Raw genomic sequence first — 17,937 nt, 5'->3', positions numbered from 1 at the left:
GCGATCGCGCTGCAAGGCCATAGCTTACCGCAGCCAGAAGCGTGCCACCGTGACGCTCGCTGTGCTGCCGTGACAGCAATCAAACCGCGCGCAGCGGCCCTTGTCCGGCGCGGGCGCGGGCGAGCCACAGTGCCGTCTCGTCCGTCGCCGTTTCGTGACCAAGCTTGCAACGGGCTACCGCCAGCAGCGGATCAAGCATCGCAGCATAGTCATCGGCCGCGCGCTGCGATTGCGCCCACAACGCCTCCGTACGCTCGCCGAGTTGTTGGCGAAGCGCGGCGAGCTGCGTGGTCAACTCGCGTTCGCGATTGCCAAGCGTGTTGAATTTCTGGATGAGGAAGCGCTGCACATCGGTCTGCTCCGATTGCGCGTTGGCCTGGTCGAAACGTTCAACGATGGCTGAGGTTTCTCGCTCGATGCGATGCAATTCGCTGGTGCCCTCGCGCTCGGCAGTTTCCAGCGCTTGGAGCGCGCGGCGTTCCGCCTGCAGAACGCGCGCGTGATCGGCGAACCGGCGTTCTGCCGCCAAGTGGGCTTCGGCCAGCGGGCGCGGCGTGTCGTAGACGAGCTGATGCACCGGCATGCCCGGTGCGGCTGGCGGCAGTGCCGCTTCGGGCAGACGCAGGTTCGCGACGGCGTGAAGCCAGTGCATCCGTTCGGCAGCAAGGGCGCCCAGTGCGCGCATCGCCTCAGCCAAGCCGGGTGACGTTGCCGATGCAGGCACGCCAGGATGTGCACTCTGCGCCGCTGCGGCAATTTCTGGCACGCAGGCCGCAACCGTGGTGGCCACGGCCTCGGTCATGGCGATGGCGGCACGCCGCGTGGCACGGCGAATCTCGATCCACGCCAGCAGTATCACCACCAGCGCGGCAATCAACCACGTCAACAGGAACTCGGCGTGTGCGACCACCCATGTGCGCGCAAAGTCGATGTAGTCCATCTAAGCACTCCTCCTTCGTTGTCACCCAACGTGACAGAAACGAAAGATTCGGTTTAGCACGCAATGTTCCCAATGCAAGCGCCCAAAAACAAACCGCGCCGCCCTTATCAGGCGGCGCGGTTTGTCGTAAAGCGCGATAACGGGCGTTTAGGCGGTCGTTGCAGCCGTGGGTGCAGCGACCTTTGCCTCGGCAGCGCGCAGACGGATATGCAGTTCGCGCAACTGCTTTTCGTCGACCGGGCTCGGTGCCTGCGTCAGCAGATCCTGCGCACGCTGCGTCTTCGGGAACGCGATCACGTCGCGGATCGAATCAGCACCGGCCATCATCGTGACGACGCGGTCCAGACCGAACGCGATACCGCCGTGCGGGGGCGCGCCGTACTGCAGTGCGTCGAGCAGGAAGCCGAACTTGGCACGCGCTTCCTCATCGTTGATTTTCAACGCGCGGAACACCTTGCTCTGCACTTCTTCGCGGTAGATCCGCACCGAGCCGCCGCCGATTTCCCAGCCGTTGAGCACCATGTCGTAAGCCTTGGCGATGCACTTGCCCGGATCGGTTTCCAGGTATTCCAGGTGCTCGTCCTTCGGGCTCGTGAACGGGTGGTGCATTGCCACCCAGCGTGCGTCTTCCTCGTCGTACTCGAACATCGGGAAGTCGATCACCCACAGCGGCTTCCAGGCGTCTTCGAACAGGCCGGTGCTCTTGGCGAAGTCCGAGTGGCCGACCTTCAGACGCAGCGCGCCCATCGCATCGTTGACGACCTTCGCGCGGTCGGCACCGAAGAACAGGATGTCGCCATCCTGTGCGCCGCTGCGCTTCAAGATCTCGGCGATGGCCGCGTCGTGCAGGTTCTTCACGATCGGCGATTGCAGGCCGTCGCGGCCCTTGGCCGCTTCGTTGACCTTGATCCAGGCCAGGCCCTTGGCACCATAAATTTCGACGAACTTGGTGTAGGCGTCGATATCCCCACGCGACAGGGACGCCCCGCCCGGCACGCGCAGTGCCACGACACGGCCGCCCTCTGCGTTGGCCGGGCCCGAGAACACCTTGAAGTCGACGTCCTTCATGGCATCGGTCAGCTCGGTGAACTCCAGCTTGACGCGCAGGTCCGGCTTGTCCGAACCGAAGCGGGCCATCGCCTCGCGGAACTCCATCACCGGGAACTTAGCGTCCAGCTCGACCGACATGGTGTTCTTGAACACCGTGCGGATCATTTCTTCAAACAGGTCGCGGATTTCCTGCTCGCTCAGGAACGACGTTTCGCAGTCGATCTGGGTGAATTCGGGCTGGCGGTCGGCGCGCAGGTCTTCGTCGCGGAAGCACTTGGTGATCTGGTAGTAACGGTCGAAGCCCGACACCATCAGCATCTGCTTGAAGAGCTGCGGCGACTGCGGCAGCGCGAAGAACTGGCCGGCGTTCACGCGCGACGGCACCAGATAATCGCGCGCGCCTTCCGGTGTGCTCTTGGTCAGCATCGGCGTTTCGATGTCGATGAAGCCCTTGTCGTCCAGGTACTTGCGCACCTCCATCGCGACCTTGTAGCGCAGGCGCAGGTTGTACTGCATCTGCGGGCGGCGCAGGTCCAGCACGCGATGCGTCAGGCGCGTGGTTTCCGACAGGTTGTCATCGTCCAGCTGGAACGGCGGCGTGACCGAAGCGTTGAGCACCGTCAGCTCGTGGCACAGCACTTCAACCTTGCCGCTGGTGAGGTTGGCGTTGGTCGTGCCTTCCGGGCGGGCGCGCACGACGCCCTTCACCTGCAGGCAGAACTCGTTACGCACACCTTCGGCCACCTTGAACATCTCCGGGCGGTCTGGGTCACACACGACCTGTACCAGACCTTCACGGTCGCGCAGGTCGATGAAGATCACGCCACCGTGGTCACGACGACGATGGGCCCAGCCCGACAGCGTAACGCTCTGGCCGAGCAGTTGTTCGGTGACCTGACCGCAGTATTGAGTACGCATTTGCATGTTGTGGTTTTCCGCGAAGCGCGCCGCCACTACAGCGTCGCGCGTGAAAGTTGATTGGGGGGGGCCGGCGTCGGTTCGACTTCGTTCCGTCGCCGGCTCAGGGTGCCGCGATGGCGCCGCCCTCTGCAGGCAGCGCGGTCGGATTCGAAGGGTCGCGCGGCCCTTGAGCCGGCGACCGGTCCTCCGTCTGTGGCGAGGCATCGGGCGGGTCCATGCGGCGCGGCAGCGCTTCAGGCGCCACCACACCCATCGACACGATGTACTTGAGCGCAGCGTCCACCGTCATGTCCAGCTCGATGGTGTCGGCCTTGGGCATCATCAGAAAGAAACCCGACGTCGGGTTCGGCGTGGTCGGCACGTACACACTGACGTACTCGCCCTGCAGGTGGTTCTCGACATCACCTCCGGGGCGGCCGGTCAGGAAGGCGATCGTCCACGAGCCTTCACGTGGGTACTGCACCAACAGCGCCTTGCGAAACGCATTGCCGTTAGACGACAGCAGCGTATCCGACACCTGCTTCACGCTGGAATAGATCGGGCCGACCACGGGAATGCGGCCGACAAGCGCTTCCCACCAGAGCACCAGCTTCTGGCCGATGAAGTTGTGCGCCAGCACGCCCACGATCAGGATGAACGCCAGCGTGAGAATCGCGCCCACGCCAGGAATGCGCCGCCCGAACAGCTGATCCGGCTGCCATGCCGACGGCAGCAGCGCCAGGCTCTGGTCCATCGTACCGATGATGAGCGACAGCACCCACAGCGTGATCGCGAGCGGGACAAGCACCAGAAGACCGGTCAGGAACCATGTCTTGAGTGCGCTGGTTTTCTGTTTCATGGGCGATGGACCAAAAGGTAAGCGATGCAATCAGTGGCAAGCGCAGGAGGTGCCGCAGCCACCGGACGCAGCCGGCGCGCTGGCACTAGACGACACGCTGTCCGACGACGCAGCCGGTGCGGTCGGCGCTGCGGCATCCGTCTTGGCCGCCGTACCAGTTCCCGCCGCGGCTGCCGATGCACCACCGGAACCGCCGCGGAAGTCCGTCACGTACCAGCCCGAACCCTTGAGCTGGAAGCCGGCAGCGGTGAGCTGCTTCTTGAACGCCGGCGCGCCGCATGCGGGGCAATCCGTCAGCGGAGCGTCGCTCATCTTCTGCAGCACATCTTTGGCGTGGCCGCAGGCGTCGCATCGATAAGCATAGATCGGCATGGTGTCCTCACCCAGGAGCAAACAAATGACAAGAAAGCGATTGGGATTGCCCGCGCATACCGCGAACGCGATGCGGGAACTACGCACACGCACGGGCTTACGCAAGATTGGGGCAACTGCGCGCCATACAAGTGCTGGCGCGCAAAGCCTTGAATTATAAACCCTTTTGAGGGAATTCCAGACCGCAGATTCGGCGCGGGCGATGGCGATGTGCGACAAAGTGGCACACCGCGCACGCCCTCAACAAGACGCTCAGGCTTGCGTAGCCGCCTTCGTGGTCGGCGCGCGGTTCTCGATCCACTGCGGGCCGAGCGAGCCCAGGACCATGGCGCCAAAGCTGGCCAAAAGGCCAACCAATTGTGGCGGAAGCATCGCATTGGGCAGGAACACTTCGCACCAGATCCATGCCGCGAGGCCCACGATAATCGCCAGCAGCCCACCCTGCTTCGTCGCGCGCTTCCAAAACAGGCCAAAGGCCAGCGGCACGAAGGCAGCCACCAGCGTTACCTTGTAAGCACTTTCGACCATGTGGAAGATCGACAGGTGCGAGTTCAGCGCAAACAGCGTCACCAGCACCGTGAACGTCAGCACCACGGCCTGCATGACGCGCAGGAAGCGCTTGTCGTCCATGTTCGGCAACAGCGGGCGCAGCACGTTTTCGGCAAACGTCACGGACGGCGCGAGCAGCGTCGCGCTGGCGCAGCTCTTGATGGCTGAGAGCAGCGCGCCGAAGAACATCACCTGCGCAAAGATCGGCGCATGCTGCAGCACCAGGTTCGGCAGAATCATCTGCGAATCGGTATCGATGTACTTTGCCACCATCTGCGGATCGATGAGCGTGGCGGAATAGGCCAGGAACATCGGCACGAACGCGAACATGAAGTACAGCACGCCGCCCAACACCGAAGCTGTGCCGGCGATGCGCTCCGTGCGCGACGACGTCACCCGCTGGAACACGTCCTGCTGCGGGATCGAGCCGAGCATCATGGTGATCCACGCCGTCACGAAGCCGATGATTTCGATCGGATTGAACGCCGGCCAGAACGAAAACTTGCCCGAAGCCGCCGCGTGCGCCACCACCGTCCCGACGCCACCGGCCTGACCCGACACTTCCCAGCCGATGTACAGCATGCCGATCACGATGATGATCATCTGGATGAAGTCCGTCACCGCCACCGACCACATGCCGCCGAACAGCGTGTAGACGAGGACGCTGCCCGCGCCGATCATCATCCCGAGGTCTTGCGAAACCGCGCCGTCAGACACGGTGTAGAACACCAGCCCCAGCGCCTTGATCTGCGCTGCCACCCAGCCCAGGTACGACACGACGATGCACAGGGTGGTCAGCGTTTCTGCGACGCGGCCGAAGCGGTTGCGATAGAAGTCACCAATGGTGAGCAGGTTCATCCGGTACAGCGGCTTGGCGAAGAACAGACCCACCAACACCAGGCACAACGACGAACCGAACGGATCGGCCACCACACCGTGCAGGCCGTCCTTGAGAAATTCTGCGGGAATCCCGAGCACCGCCTCGGAGCCAAACCAGGTGGCGAACACCGTGGCGGTCACGACGTAGAACGGCAGGCTGCGGCCAGCCACGGCGAAATCGGCGGTATTGCGCACGCGCAGCGCCGCCCAGAGGCCGATCCCGACCGAAATCACCCAGTAAACAATGACAAACCAGATCAGCATGGCAGCGCGGAAAGAAGCGGGAAGACCCCAGGGCGTCCCGGCTTGGGGCCGCTGGGCGCCGGGCAAAGTGGCCGGATTATAGCGATGGGACCGCGCGCCGGGGCATCGGTGCGACCACGAATGCCGCCCCGATTGCCAGATTTTTGTGCGACGGCCCGCAACGGGCGCGGGCAGGCTTTTCCCTGACCATGGCCCATGTTGCTTCGCACCAACACTGGCCGGGTAGACAGATCAATCAGCGCGGCGCCGCCAGACTTGCCAACGCTCGCGCCCCGCGAACACCGGAATCGAGTCTGCCTCGGCAATGGGTATATCGCTGATGCGCTCGAACGCGGGCGACAGCAGCGCATCCAGCTCGGGCTGCGTGGTTTCAAAGGGTGGCCCCTTAGGCACCGCCTCGCGGCCTTCCACCACGGCAAAGAAGCCCGCAAGCAACCCGCCCGGCGGTAGCAATTTCGCCACCTGCGCGGCGTAGTCGGGCCACAGCCGACGCGGCATCGCACACAGAAATGCGCGTTCGTAGATCCATTGCACCGAGCGAGCCGGCGAGAAGCCGAAGAAATCCGCCATTTCCACCACGTCGGCGTGCGGGCCCAGCACGGCTCTGGCCGATGCCACGGCGCTCGGTGCAAAGTCGATCGCCGTGACGGGCCAGCCGCGCTCGGCCAGCCAGCCGGCCTCGTAGGCACTGCCGCAACCGGGGATCAAGGTGGAAAGCGGCGCAGGCTGCGATTCACAAAATTGCTGGAATGCGGCAGGCACACCGGCCGCGTCCCATGGGGTGTGCTCGCGGCTGAACCGCTCGTCCCAGAAGGCGGGATCGGCGGCGTCGCGGGATTGAAAGACGGGCGGTTCGGCCATGGCGCTCGAAAGTTGACAGCAAATCAGTAGCGGGCCATCCAGGCCAGCACATGCGTCGCGACAATGCCGACCGCGAAACCACCGACGAACAGCAGCGCGGCGGACAGCAGCCGGTTCGTGCGCTTTTGCTCGGCAAGCAGCGCGGTGAGCGCCGCGGTCTGCGCATTGCCGTCCTCGCGGGAGTGGCGATCCAGAATCTGGTGCACCAGGCGCGGGAAGTCCGGCAGCTTGTTGGCCCATTGCGGCGCCTCGACCTTCAGTCGCTCGACAAAACCGCGCCAGCCGATCTGCTCGTGCATCCAGCGTTCGAGGAACGGCTTGGCCGTCTTCCACAGGTCCAGATCCGGATCGAGCTGGCGGCCCAGCCCTTCGACGTTCAGCAGCGTCTTCTGGAGCAGCACAAGCTGCGGCTGGACTTCCACATTGAAGCGGCGCGAAGTCTGGAACAGCCGCATCAACACCAGACCCAGCGAGATCTCGCCCAGCGGCCGATCGAAATACGGCTCGCAGCATGCGCGGATGGCGCCTTCCAGCTCTTCCACGCGTGTTTCTTCCGGCGCCCAGCCGGACTCGATATGCAGCACCGCTACGCGGTGGTAGTCGCGCTGAAAGAACGCCAGGAAGTTCTGCGCGAGGTAGTTCTTGTCGAACTCCGACAGCGCCCCGACGATGCCGAAGTCCAGCGCGATGTAGCGGCCCAGCGTCTCAGGCGCCACGCTCACGAGAATGTTGCCGGGGTGCATGTCGGCGTGGAAAAAGCCGTCCCGGAAGACCTGCGTGAAGAAGATCTCCACGCCGTCGCGGGCGAGCTTGTGCATGTCGACACCGGCGGCACGCAGCTCTTCGGTGTGCGAGATCCGCATGCCGTGCATGCACTCCATCACGAACACTTCAGACGTGCACCAATCCCAGAACACCTCGGGCACCAGCAACAGATCGGACTTGGCAAAATTGCGGCGCAGCTGGCTGGCGTTGGCCGCCTCGCGCATCAGGTCCAGCTCGTCGTGCAGGTACTTGTCGAACTCGGCGACCACCTCGCGCGGCTTCAGGCGCTTGGCGTCGGCCCACAGCTTTTCGATCCAGGTCGCGAGATCCCGCATGAGCGCGAGGTCGCTGTCGATCACAGGCAGCATGCCCGGGCGCAAGACCTTGACCGCCACCTCGCGACCATCATAGGGGCCGCCGCGCAACGTGGCGAAATGCACCTGTGCAATCGACGCGCTCGCCACAGGGTGATGATCGAAACGATGGAACAGCGCCGAGAGCGGCTTGCCGAGCGATTTCTCCACGATGGCGGCGGCCACCTTCGGGTCGAACGGCGGCACACGATCCTGCAGCTTGGCCAGTTCGTCGGCCACATCCGGCGGCAGCAGATCGCGCCGCGTCGACAGCACCTGCCCGAACTTCACGAAGATGGGCCCAAGCTGCTCCAGCGCCAGGCGCAGGCGCTCGCCGCGGGGCAGCTTCGGCTTGCGGCCCAGCGTGAGCAGCCAGACCAGCGCGCGAATGCGGCGGCTCTTGAAGCCCGACAACGCGAGTTGATCCAGCCCGTAATAGAGAATGACGAAAACGATCTTGCCCAACCGGAAGAAGCGCGTCATGCCGATTCACCCTGACGTGCGATCCGGGTGGCCGGTCGTGGAAGTTTTTCGAGCCGCTCCAGCCGTTTGACCAGACGCGCTTCGGCGTCACGCAGTGCGGCCACATCGTCGGCGAACTGCGCAAGGCGCGCATGGCGGACAAGCGTCGGTTGCTCATCCGTGAGGTAAGACGCCACCGATTCCGCCAGCGAACGACTGACACGCGTGGCCTCAGTGCGGGCGGCCTGCGCACCGCTCACCATGCGCTGCGCGATGACATCGCCAAACAGGCGCGAGAGATCTTCCGCCGCATCCCAGCGCAGATTGCGCAGCAGGGTGGACAACACGTTGGCGAACTCGGCCTCGCCCTCGATGCGCACGTGCTTGAGCACGGCGGCCTGCCCGCCCGTGGCGTAATCGCCGGCAGCGGCCGCGAGCGGCACGACAACGGTCACAGCCGGTTCGACATCAGGCGGAGGAGCGGTCACCAGGCCGGCGGCGTCCACCTGCAACGTCATCGACATGGGCGCCAGGTCAAAGCGCGCCACGCGGCCTGCGAAGGGCCGCAACGTCTCCTGCGCCCAGGGCTCCTGGCGCAGCAGATGGTTGAGCGCGAGCAGCAGCGGCTGCATCAGCACGAGCGGAAACGAAGACGGAGACGAAGTGGCTGTCGAGGACATGCGGTGACGGTGCGCAAAAACAGCAAGAAAGCAGCAAAAAGCGGGCTAGCGGCGGGCAACAAAAAGGGCCCGAACCAGACGGTCGGACCCTATTTTACGGGGAATGTTGAAACGGCCGTTTGCGCCGCTTCAAGTTGTTACGGCATCACTGCAACTGCTGAATGCCCGCCAACACCCACCCCCCCGCACCCTGCGTCGGCTTTGTCAGGTTCCACACCTCGGCAAACGGCTGCGCGGGTGCATTGGCTTCTTCGCGGATCATGCCCGAGAAGCGCACGCTCGCGAGGTACTCGGCGGCCTGCGTTTCAATGCCCAGCATTTCGGCTTCAACCGAGACCACGTCGGTCTTGTTGGGCGAAGTGCCGCGGTCGGCCAGGTCCATCTTGATCTCGGCAAACATTTCCGGCGTGGTGAACTCCCGGATGTCGTTGAGATTGCCCGCGTCCCAAGCGGCCTGGAGGCGGATGAAGTACACCTTGGCGTTGCGCAGGAAGGCTTGCGTGTCGAAATCTGCCGGCACGCCCCACGGCTGCTGCGGTGCGGCTGCAGCAGGCTGAGCGTTGACGGCCTGCGCGCTCGCAGCCGAACCACCCAGGTTCCACGACTGTGCGGCGGTTGCCGCGCCGGCGCCGAGGCCCGACGTGTTGCCGGTGTTGAGCGATGCGGCCGCCGGAGCAGAAGCCTGCGGGGCCGGTGCGGCAGGTTGCGGCACGTACGGTTCACGGTCGCCGCCCAGCGACGGGCCACCCGTGGCATAGGCAGGACCTTGCGGACGGCTGCCGCGGACCTTGCGAATGATCCACATCACCACGAAGGCGACGAGTGCGATCAGGATCAGGTTCGACAGCAACGAGGCGAGGCCCGCGCCCAGACCGAACTTCGACAGCAGATAACCGATACCCAGACCGGCAGCCAGGCCGCCCAGCATGCCGCCCCAGTTACGTCCGGGCTTTGCGGCCGGAGCGCCCGGAGCCGGTGCGGCCGGTGAAGGTTGCGCGGCCGGTGCGGCCTGCTGTGTCGGCGACGGCGTTGTGGCCGGCGGCGTCTGTTGGCGTTGCGTCACGGTGGACGACTGCTTGCCGATGCTGCGGCTGCCGCCCATGCGCTTGGCGTTGGCATCGATTGCCGTGCCCAGTGCGAGCGTCGCGACCAGCGCGCCCGCCATCAATTTTCCACCCCAATGCAAACTCATCGCTGTCTTCTCTCCAGTGGCAGTGACGCCATTAGATGAAGACGTCAACGCCGAAATTCAATGTGAAGGATCGTGGCATATCGCCGCAACGCGCTACATCGCCCATCCGGTGGAACGACGGCAACACTTAAAGGCGACGGCCGACGTGCAGAGCCACGACACCCGCCGTCAGATTGAAGTATTCGACCGAGTCCAATCCGGCCTGTTCCATCATCTGCTTGAGCGTTTCCTGATCCGGGTGCATGCGGATGGACTCGGCCAGATAGCGGTAGCTCTCGGGGTCGCCCGCCACTTTGCTGCCCAACCACGGCAGTACCTTGAAAGAGTACAGGTCATAGGCCTTCTCCAGCGGCTGCCACACCTTGGAAAACTCCAGCACCATGACTTTGCCGCCTGGCTTCACCACGCGGCGCATTTCAGCAAGCGCGCGATCCTTGTGCGTCATGTTGCGCAAGCCGAATGCCACTGTCACCACATCGAAGTAAGCATTCGGAAAGGGAATGTGCTCGGCGTCGCACAGGGCGGTGGGGGTGAGCACGCCAGCATCGAGCAGCCGGTCACGGCCGACGCGCAGCATCGACTCGTTGATGTCGGTCAGCCAGACCTCGCCGGTCGGACCTGCCTGGCGCGCGAAGGCCTTGGCCAGATCACCAGTCCCGCCGGCGATGTCGAGCACCTTGTAGCCCGGGCGCACTGCTGCCTGGGCAATGGTGAACATTTTCCACACGCGGTGCAGGCCGCCGGACATCAGGTCGTTCATCACGTCGTATTTGCTCGCGACGGAATGGAACACGCCGGCAACCTTGCCGGCCTTTTCCTGCTCATCGACCTGCTGAAATCCGAAGTGGGTTTGGCTCATGACAGAAAGGGATACGGACGCAGCGCAACGGCGCCGCAAAGTGAATTGGGAATCAGTGGCTGTGGCCACAGGCGTGGCCGGCGTTCGCTGCCATCGGGGCGTCACGGTCGACACCGGCGGCGGTCAGCCGATCGAGATACGCTTGCCAGAGCGCGTCGTGTTCGACGCCGAGGCGGTATAGATAAGCCCAATCGTAGATGCCGGAATCGTGACCGTCGGAGAACAGTGGCCGGATCGCGTAATTGCCGACCGGCTCCACGCCGACGATGCCCACCTCGCGCTTGCCGGTCTGCAGAACCTCCTGTCCGGGCCCATGCCCCTGCACTTCCGCCGACGGCGACAGCACGCGCAAGTATTCGAATGGCAGGCTGAACTGCTTGCCATCGGCGAAGGCAATTTCCAGCACGCGCGATTGCGTGTGGACGGTAATACCGGTCGGGTGTGGGGTGTCGGCGGAAAGTCCGGCCATGAAAACGTCTCGTCGAGTCAAAAACGGTGTTTCAGGAAGCTGCCAGCGCCATGTGCGCAGGCTCTTCCACCACCCGATAGCTTACCGCAGTCAACGGATCGCCCTCGGGGATGTAGCGCAGGCGGCGGTGGTGGAATCGTGCGACGGTACTGCGGTGCGCCACGCTGACGATGGTCACATCAGGCATCGATTCGAGCATCAGGCTGTACATGAACGCCTCGGTGTCTTCGTCGAGTGCGCTGGTGGCCTCGTCGAGGAAGAGGTAATCGGGGCGCTGCAGCAACGCACGAGCAAAAGCGAGGCGCTGCTGCTCGCCCGGCGACAGGCGCAGGCTCCAGTTGCTGACCTCGTCCAGTAGATCAACCAGTGCCGGCAACCGGCATGCGTTCAGCACCTGGGTCAGACGCTCAGCGGTGTACTGGGTGGCCAAATCCGGATACGAGAGCGCATCGGCCAGCGTGCCCGACGGCAGGTAGCTGCGCTGTGGCAGGAACAGCACGCGAGCATCGTCCGGCACCTCGATGCGACCGCTGCCGTACGGCCAGATGCCGGCCACGGCACGCACCAGCGTGCTTTTGCCGCAGCCCGACGGGCCGTTTACGAGCACGCGCTCACCCCGTGCGAGCGTCATGTCGAAGGGTTTGACCAGCAAGTCTTCGGGCTTGCGGTTCGGCAGATTCAACGCGAGGCCGCGGGCTTCGATGGCGGGTACGGCGGCGGTTTCGACCTCGACATCCCGCACGCCGGCGCGGTGCTCTTCTTCGCGCTCGGCGGCGCGGATGGCGCGCTGGAATTCGATCAGACGGTTGGTGGAAGCTTTCCAGGTGACGAGCGTGCGGTAGTTCGTGACAAACCACGACATCGCATCCTGTACCTGCCCGAACGCCGTGGCGACCTGCATCATTCCGCCCAGCGTGAGCGTGCCGCCAAAGTAGCGCGGCGCCGACACCAGAAACGGGAAGATGATGGCGAACTGCGCATAGCCGGAACTGGCAAAGGTCAGGCGCCGTGTGTAGTCCATCAACTGGTTCCAGTTGGTGCGGATGCGTTCGAAACGGCCGCGCAGGATGGCTTTTTCGGTCGGCTCGCCGCGGTACAGGGCGATGCTCTCGCTGTTCTCGCGCACGCGCACGAGCAGGAAACGGAAGTACGCCTCGTAACGCTCCTGCTGGAACGACAGCCCGATCAGCGGCCGCCCCACAAAGTGGATGATGACCGAGCCCACGATCGAGTACAGCAGCGCAAACCACACCATGTAGCCGGGAATCACGAAGTCGTGGCCGCCCAGGCTGAACGCCAGCGGCCCCGACACCGCCCAGAGGATGCCGAAGAACGACACCAGCGTGACAGCTGAATTCAGGAAACCCAGCGCCAAGGTTAGCGTCGCATCGGTGAAGTTGCGCAGGTCGTCGGCGATCCGTTGGTCGGGGTTGTCGGCGCTGTGCGTCTGTTCGAGGCGGTAGAACGCCTGCTTGCTGAGCCAGTCGTCGAGGAAGCTACCGGTGATCCACGTCCGCCACCGCATCTGCAGCATCATCGAGTAATACAAACGCATGATCGAGCCAAAGATCAGCAACGCGGCAATCCATGAAAAGCGGCCCAGCTGCGTCCAGAATTCGCCGTAGTTCTTCTGCTCGAGCGCATTGTAGAAAAGCCGGTTCCAGTCCGTGAACAGCACGTTCATGTAGACCAGAAACAGGTTCAGGGCGACCACCGATGCAAGCAGCCCCCAGGCCTTGTGGCGGTCTTCCGAAAACCAGTACGGGCGAATCAGTTGCCAGGTCTCCGAGAGGTTCAGCCGTCCATGGTGAACGGTCAACTCGGAGATGGAATCCTTGTGGGAATCCGGCGTAGCGGCGGTGCGCGGTGTCGTCATGGCGAGGGCGTTGGCGCAACAGAAAGAGAATCAGACGTCGTGCGCGCCACGGGGGTTCCGCGCACGACGGGGCGATGCGTTACCAGGCGCTAGGCAGCCTACCGTCAACAGCCCTCAAGCGTTGGCCAGCTCCGCGTGCAGCGCGTACGACAGTGCCGGCAACCTGGCCGTGATCTCGTCCATGCGCGCGGTATCAGGGGCGCGCTGCTCGGGGCCCCAGACGGCCTCTGGAAAATGCGTGTCCCACCGATAGCGCGGGATGACGTGCCAGTGCAGATGCGGCACGAAATTGCCGAAGCTGGCGAGGTTGACCTTGTCCGGGGCCAGTTCGGCGCGCAGCACACGCTCAACGCGGGCGACGAGTTCCATCAGCCAGTGGCGATCTGCGTCGGACAAGTCGGTCTGCTCGGCCACGTGATCGTTCCAGATGACGCGGCAGAAGCCGGGGAAGCGCGCGTGCTCGACCAGCACCACCCGCGCCTTGGCATTACGCCAGACGGGCTCGCCGCCGTCCGCCTCGCACAGGGCGCAGCCGGGCGCGCGCTCGCCGGTCGTCGCAGCCGTCACACCAGAACCCGCTCGATGCCGCCGGCGTTGGCCTGCGCCACGTAGTCCTGCAGCCAGGTTTCGCCGAGCACGTGACGCGCCATCTCGACCACGATGTAGTCGGCCTGTACCGAGACGTCTTCGGTGTAGCGCGACAGGCCCTGCAGACATGCCGGGCAGCTCGTGAGAATCTTCACGTCGCCGTTGAACGCCTCGCCGCCCTGGCCGCTGGTCTGGCCAAGGCTGCGCAGCTTGTCGGCACCCTTCTGCATCTCCTCTTCCTTGCGGAAGCGGACCTGCGTCGAAATGTCCGGGCGTGAAATCGCCAGCGTCCCGGACTCGCCGCAGCAGCGGTCGTTCTTCTCGATCGCGCTGGTCTGGCCATCCGCGCCGATGTTGCCGCCCATCAGCTGGTTGACCAGCTTGGTCGGGTCCATCGTCTTGATCGGGGTGTGGCAAGGGTCGTGGTACATGTACCGCGTACCCTGCACACCGTCGATCTTCACGCCCTTCTCCAGCAGGTATTCGTGAATGTCGATGATGCGGCAGCCCGGGAAGATCTTGTCGAATTCATACCCTGCGAGCTGGTCGTAGCAGGTGCCGCAGCTCACCACCACCGTCTTGATGTCGAGGTAGTTGAGCGTGTTGGCCACGCGATGGAACAGCACGCGGTTGTCGGTGACGATCTTCTCGGCCTTGTCGAACTGGCCCGTGCCGCGCTGCGGGTAGCCGCAGCACAGGTAGCCCGGCGGCAGCACCGTTTGCACGCCGGCGTGCCACAGCATTGCCTGCGTAGCGAGACCCACCTGCGAGAACAGCCGCTCCGAACCGCAACCCGGGAAGTAGAAGACCGCCTCGCTATCGGGCGTGGTCGCCTTCGGGTTGCGGATGATCGGGACGATCTCGTTGTCTTCGATGTCCAGCAACGCGCGCGCGGTCTTCTTGGGCAGGTTGCCCGGCATCTTCTTGTTGATGAAGTGGATCACCTGCTCGCGCACCGGCGGCTTGCCCACCGTAGCGGGCGGACGTGCGGTCTGCTTCTTGGCGAATTTCTTCAGGATGTCATTGCCCAGACGCTGCGCCTTGTAGCCCCAGTCGAACATCACCTTGCGCGTGAGGTTGATGGTCTCGGGGTTGGTCGCGTTCAGGTAGAACATCGCCGCTGCGGTGCCGGGGTTGAACTTCTTCTGCCCCATCTTGCGCAGCAGGTTGCGCATGTTCATCGACACATCGCCGAAGTCGATCTTGACCGGGCACGGCGTCACGCACTTGTGGCAGACCGTGCAGTGATCGCCCACGTCGGCAAACTCTTCCCAGTGCTTGACCGACACGCCGCGGCGCGTCTGTTCTTCGTACAGGAAGGCCTCGATGAGCAGCGACGTGGCGAGGATCTTGTTGCGCGGGCTGTACAGCAGGTTGGCGCGCGGCACGTGCGTGGCACACACCGGCTTGCACTTGCCGCAGCGCAGGCAGTCCTTGATCGACTCCGAGATGGCGCCGATGTCGCTCTGCTGCATGATGATCGACTCGTGCCCCATCAGGCCGAACGACGGCGTGTAGGCGTTGCGAAGGTCGGCGGCCAGGCCTTGCGGGTCATTGATGTCGCGCAGCAGCTTGCCCTTGTTGAAGCGGCCGTTCGGGTCGACGCGGCGCTTGTAGGCAGCAAAGTCGGCGATCTCTTCGTCGGTGAGGAATTCCAGCTTGGTGATGCCGATGCCGTGCTCGCCTGAAATCACGCCGTCCAGCGAACGCGCCAGCGTCATGATGCGGGCCACCGCCTTGTGGGCGTCCTGCAGCATGTCGTAATCATCCGAGTTGACGGGGATGTTGGTGTGCACGTTGCCGTCGCCGGCGTGCATGTGCAGCGCCACAAACACACGGCCGCGCAGCACTTTCTTGTGGATCGCCTGGGCCTCGTCGAGGATCGGCTTGAACTCGCCGCCGTTGAAGATCTTGCGCAGCTCGGCGCGAATCTCTGCCTTCCACGACACGCGGATCGTACGATCCTGCAGCAGGTGGAACAGGTTGGCGTCGGGCTGATTCACCAGACGGTCGTCGATGGTCTGCGCGAGGTAGCCCAGGCCAACGCCGATGAGGCTCGCGCGCGCCGTGGTGACGGGCGTGTCGAGATGGTCCAGCAGGTACTGCCAACGTGCACGCGTGGCACGCAGCAGTTGCTGCGCCTGTTGCACGCGGTCTTCCAGCAGTTCAGCGCTGGGGATTTCGTTGGCGTCGTCGGTGCGGCCCAGCGGCAGGTTGCTGCCGGCAAAGAAATCGAGCAGCGCGTCGGTCAGCTTGAGCTTGCTCTTGATCGATAGCTCGATGTTGATGCGCTCGATGCCGTCGGTGTACTCGCCCATGCGATTGAGCGGAATCACCACGTCTTCATTGATCTTGAAGGCGTTGGTGTGCTTGGCAATCGCTGCCGTGCGCGAGCGGTCGAGCCAGAACTTCTTGCGGGCCTCGGGGCTTACGGCCACGAAACCTTCGCCGCTCTTGCCATTGGCAAGACGAATCACTTCCGAGGTGGCGCGCGCCACGGCGTCATCGTCGTCCCCGACGATGTCACCAATCAGCACCATCTTCGGGAACGCGTTGCGCTTGCTCTTGGTGGCGTAGCCGACCGCCCGGAGGTAGCGCTCGTCCAGGTGTTCCAGGCCCGCGAGGATCGCGCCGCCGGGCTTCTTGGTTTCGGCGTCGAGGTAATCCTTGATCTCGACGATGCTGGGGATCGCGTCGCGTGCCTGGCCGAAGAACTCCAGGCACACGGTGCGGATCGACTTGGGCATGCGGTGCAGAATCCAGCGCGCGCTGGTGATGATGCCGTCGCAGCCTTCCTTCTGCACGCCGGGCAGGCCGGCCAGGAACTTGTCGGTGACGTCCTTGCCGAGGCCTTCCTTGCGGAACTTGCGGCCTTCGATGGTCAGGGTCTCGGTGCGCAGCAGCTTGGCGCCGACCGGCGCGTTGCCGTCGAACCACTTCAGCTCGAAGGTGACGACCGGCGCATCGTGGATCTTGCCCAGGTTGTGATTGAGGCGCGTGACTTCGAGCCAGTTGCCGTCCGGGTCAACCATGCGCCACCAGGCGAGGTTGTCCAGCGCGGTGCCCCACAGGACCGCCTTTTTGCCGCCCGCGTTCATGGCGACGTTGCCGCCGATGCACGACGCGTCGATCGAGGTCGGGTCCACGGCGAAGACAAGGCCGGCCTTTTCCGCCGCATCGGCCACGCGTCGCGTCACCACGCCGGCGCCCGAATAGATGGTCGCCACAGGGTGGTCAACGCCCGGCAGGTCGGTCATCTCGACCGCATCCAGGCGTTCCAGCTTTTCCGTATTGATGACCGCCGAGAACGGCGTGAGCGGCACGGCGCCGCCGGTGTAGCCGGTGCCGCCTCCGCGCGGGATGATGGTCAGGCCCAGCTCGAAGCAGCCCTTCACGATGCCGGCAATCTCTTCTTCCGTATCGGGCGTGAGCACGACGAACGGATATTCGACACGCCAGTCGGTGGCGTCTGTCACGTGCGACACGCGCGACAGGCCGTCGAACTTGATGTTGTCCTTCGCGGTGACGCGGCCGAGCACCTTCTGGGCGCGGCGGCGCAGGTCGTACACCTGGGCGAATTCTTCCTGGAACGCCTTGACGGCACGGCGGGCATGCACGACGAGTTGCTGCACCTTGCTGGCGCGCTCGTCGCCCACGGGGTCGTGATGCGAATCGTGGTCGGCCACGCGGCGCTTCTCGATCTCCGCCAGGCGGTGATTGAGTGCGTCGATCAGCATCTGCCGGCGCTTCGGGTTGTCGAGCAGGTCGTCCTGCAGATACGGGTTGCGGCGCACCACCCAGATGTCGCCCAGCACTTCGTACAGCATGCGTGCCGATCGGCCGGTGCGGCGCTCCGCACGCAGTTCGTCCAGGATCTGCCACGCAGACTCGCCCAGCAGACGGATGACGATTTCCCGATCCGAGAACGAGGTGTAGTTGTAGGGAATCTCGCGCAGCCGGGGCGCAGCGTCCTGCGCCGTGAGTTTGGCGTCGATCAGAAGTGGGGCATTCATGGCGTG

14 protein-coding genes are annotated in these 17,937 nt (G+C 64.2%); all 14 read right to left on the bottom strand.

The features are described from left to right. Window positions 1-79: 79 nt before the first annotated feature. Window positions 80-940, bottom strand: a complete 861-nt coding sequence (locus RP6297_RS01720) for a hypothetical protein (protein ID WP_037027595.1) — start codon at window positions 938-940, stop codon at window positions 80-82. Window positions 941-1,087: 147 nt separating this feature from the next. Further along, the gene (gene aspS, locus RP6297_RS01715; RefSeq protein WP_037028737.1) at window positions 1,088-2,914 is read right to left on the bottom strand and encodes an aspartate--tRNA ligase; all 1,827 of its coding nucleotides are present in this window, start codon (window positions 2,912-2,914) and stop codon (window positions 1,088-1,090) included. Window positions 2,915-3,011: 97 nt separating this feature from the next. After that, window positions 3,012-3,749 (bottom strand): DUF502 domain-containing protein, encoded by a 738-nt coding sequence (locus tag RP6297_RS01710; RefSeq protein ID WP_037027596.1) that lies wholly within the window; start codon window positions 3,747-3,749, stop codon window positions 3,012-3,014. A gap of 30 nt (window positions 3,750-3,779) precedes the next feature. Beyond that, window positions 3,780-4,121 carry an FmdB family zinc ribbon protein gene (locus tag RP6297_RS01705; protein ID WP_037027598.1) on the bottom strand — a complete coding sequence of 114 codons (342 nt, stop codon included), beginning with the start codon at window positions 4,119-4,121 and terminating at the stop codon, window positions 3,780-3,782. A 252-nt stretch (window positions 4,122-4,373) separates the two neighbouring features. Further along, window positions 4,374-5,813: a sodium:solute symporter family protein gene (locus RP6297_RS01700; protein WP_037027599.1), complete on the bottom strand. Its 1,440-nt coding sequence runs from the start codon at window positions 5,811-5,813 to the stop codon at window positions 4,374-4,376. Window positions 5,814-6,044: 231 nt separating this feature from the next. Beyond that, window positions 6,045-6,674 carry a methyltransferase domain-containing protein gene (locus tag RP6297_RS01695; protein ID WP_037027601.1) on the bottom strand — a complete coding sequence of 210 codons (630 nt, stop codon included), beginning with the start codon at window positions 6,672-6,674 and terminating at the stop codon, window positions 6,045-6,047. Window positions 6,675-6,697: 23 nt separating this feature from the next. After that, entirely contained in the window at window positions 6,698-8,275 is a 1,578-nt protein-coding gene (gene ubiB, locus RP6297_RS01690) for a ubiquinone biosynthesis regulatory protein kinase UbiB (RefSeq protein ID WP_037027604.1), read from the bottom strand. Next, window positions 8,272-8,934, bottom strand: coding sequence for a ubiquinone biosynthesis accessory factor UbiJ (locus RP6297_RS01685; RefSeq protein WP_012761153.1), 663 nt, complete (start codon window positions 8,932-8,934; stop codon window positions 8,272-8,274). The genes ubiB and RP6297_RS01685 overlap by 4 nt, the downstream gene beginning before the upstream one ends. A gap of 145 nt (window positions 8,935-9,079) precedes the next feature. Beyond that, window positions 9,080-10,126, bottom strand: coding sequence for a Tim44 domain-containing protein (locus RP6297_RS01680; RefSeq protein WP_027693098.1), 1,047 nt, complete (start codon window positions 10,124-10,126; stop codon window positions 9,080-9,082). A 127-nt stretch (window positions 10,127-10,253) separates the two neighbouring features. Then, window positions 10,254-10,985, bottom strand: coding sequence for a bifunctional demethylmenaquinone methyltransferase/2-methoxy-6-polyprenyl-1,4-benzoquinol methylase UbiE (gene ubiE / locus RP6297_RS01675; RefSeq protein ID WP_012761151.1), 732 nt, complete (start codon window positions 10,983-10,985; stop codon window positions 10,254-10,256). Window positions 10,986-11,037: 52 nt separating this feature from the next. Further along, complete coding sequence (locus RP6297_RS01670; protein ID WP_012761150.1) at window positions 11,038-11,454, bottom strand: gamma-butyrobetaine hydroxylase-like domain-containing protein; 417 nt, start codon at window positions 11,452-11,454, stop codon at window positions 11,038-11,040. Between the two features lie 31 nt (window positions 11,455-11,485). Beyond that, window positions 11,486-13,330, bottom strand: a complete 1,845-nt coding sequence (locus RP6297_RS01665; protein ID WP_037027606.1) for an ABC transporter ATP-binding protein/permease — start codon at window positions 13,328-13,330, stop codon at window positions 11,486-11,488. 114 nt (window positions 13,331-13,444) lie between these two features. Beyond that, entirely contained in the window at window positions 13,445-13,897 is a 453-nt protein-coding gene (locus tag RP6297_RS01660) for an HIT family protein (RefSeq protein WP_037027608.1), read from the bottom strand. Then, window positions 13,894-17,931: a DUF3683 domain-containing protein gene (locus tag RP6297_RS01655; RefSeq protein WP_037027610.1), complete on the bottom strand. Its 4,038-nt coding sequence runs from the start codon at window positions 17,929-17,931 to the stop codon at window positions 13,894-13,896. The genes RP6297_RS01660 and RP6297_RS01655 overlap by 4 nt, the downstream gene beginning before the upstream one ends. Window positions 17,932-17,937 lie beyond the last annotated feature (6 nt).

Source organism: Ralstonia pickettii, from assembly GCF_016466415.2.
In the GTDB taxonomy this organism is placed as follows: Bacteria; Pseudomonadota; Gammaproteobacteria; order Burkholderiales; family Burkholderiaceae; genus Ralstonia; species Ralstonia pickettii.
Note: the sequence above shows the minus strand (reverse complement) of the source record. Positions and strands in the feature narration are given on the sequence as shown.

Excerpts from the sequence above, each read along its gene's own strand:
- RP6297_RS01720 (WP_037027595.1), bottom strand. The coding sequence starts at position 940 with ATGGACTACATCGACTTTGCGCGCACATGGGTGGTCGCACACGCCGAG.
- aspS (WP_037028737.1), bottom strand. The coding sequence starts at position 2,914 with ATGCAAATGCGTACTCAATACTGCGGTCAGGTCACCGAACAACTGCTC.
- RP6297_RS01710 (WP_037027596.1), bottom strand. The coding sequence starts at position 3,749 with ATGAAACAGAAAACCAGCGCACTCAAGACATGGTTCCTGACCGGTCTT.
- RP6297_RS01705 (WP_037027598.1), bottom strand. The coding sequence starts at position 4,121 with ATGCCGATCTATGCTTATCGATGCGACGCCTGCGGCCACGCCAAAGAT.
- RP6297_RS01700 (WP_037027599.1), bottom strand. The coding sequence starts at position 5,813 with ATGCTGATCTGGTTTGTCATTGTTTACTGGGTGATTTCGGTCGGGATC.
- RP6297_RS01695 (WP_037027601.1), bottom strand. The coding sequence starts at position 6,674 with ATGGCCGAACCGCCCGTCTTTCAATCCCGCGACGCCGCCGATCCCGCC.
- ubiB (WP_037027604.1), bottom strand. The coding sequence starts at position 8,275 with ATGACGCGCTTCTTCCGGTTGGGCAAGATCGTTTTCGTCATTCTCTAT.
- RP6297_RS01685 (WP_012761153.1), bottom strand. The coding sequence starts at position 8,934 with ATGTCCTCGACAGCCACTTCGTCTCCGTCTTCGTTTCCGCTCGTGCTG.
- RP6297_RS01680 (WP_027693098.1), bottom strand. The coding sequence starts at position 10,126 with ATGAGTTTGCATTGGGGTGGAAAATTGATGGCGGGCGCGCTGGTCGCG.
- ubiE (WP_012761151.1), bottom strand. The coding sequence starts at position 10,985 with ATGAGCCAAACCCACTTCGGATTTCAGCAGGTCGATGAGCAGGAAAAG.
- RP6297_RS01670 (WP_012761150.1), bottom strand. The coding sequence starts at position 11,454 with ATGGCCGGACTTTCCGCCGACACCCCACACCCGACCGGTATTACCGTC.
- RP6297_RS01665 (WP_037027606.1), bottom strand. The coding sequence starts at position 13,330 with ATGACGACACCGCGCACCGCCGCTACGCCGGATTCCCACAAGGATTCC.
- RP6297_RS01655 (WP_037027610.1), bottom strand. The coding sequence starts at position 17,931 with ATGAATGCCCCACTTCTGATCGACGCCAAACTCACGGCGCAGGACGCT.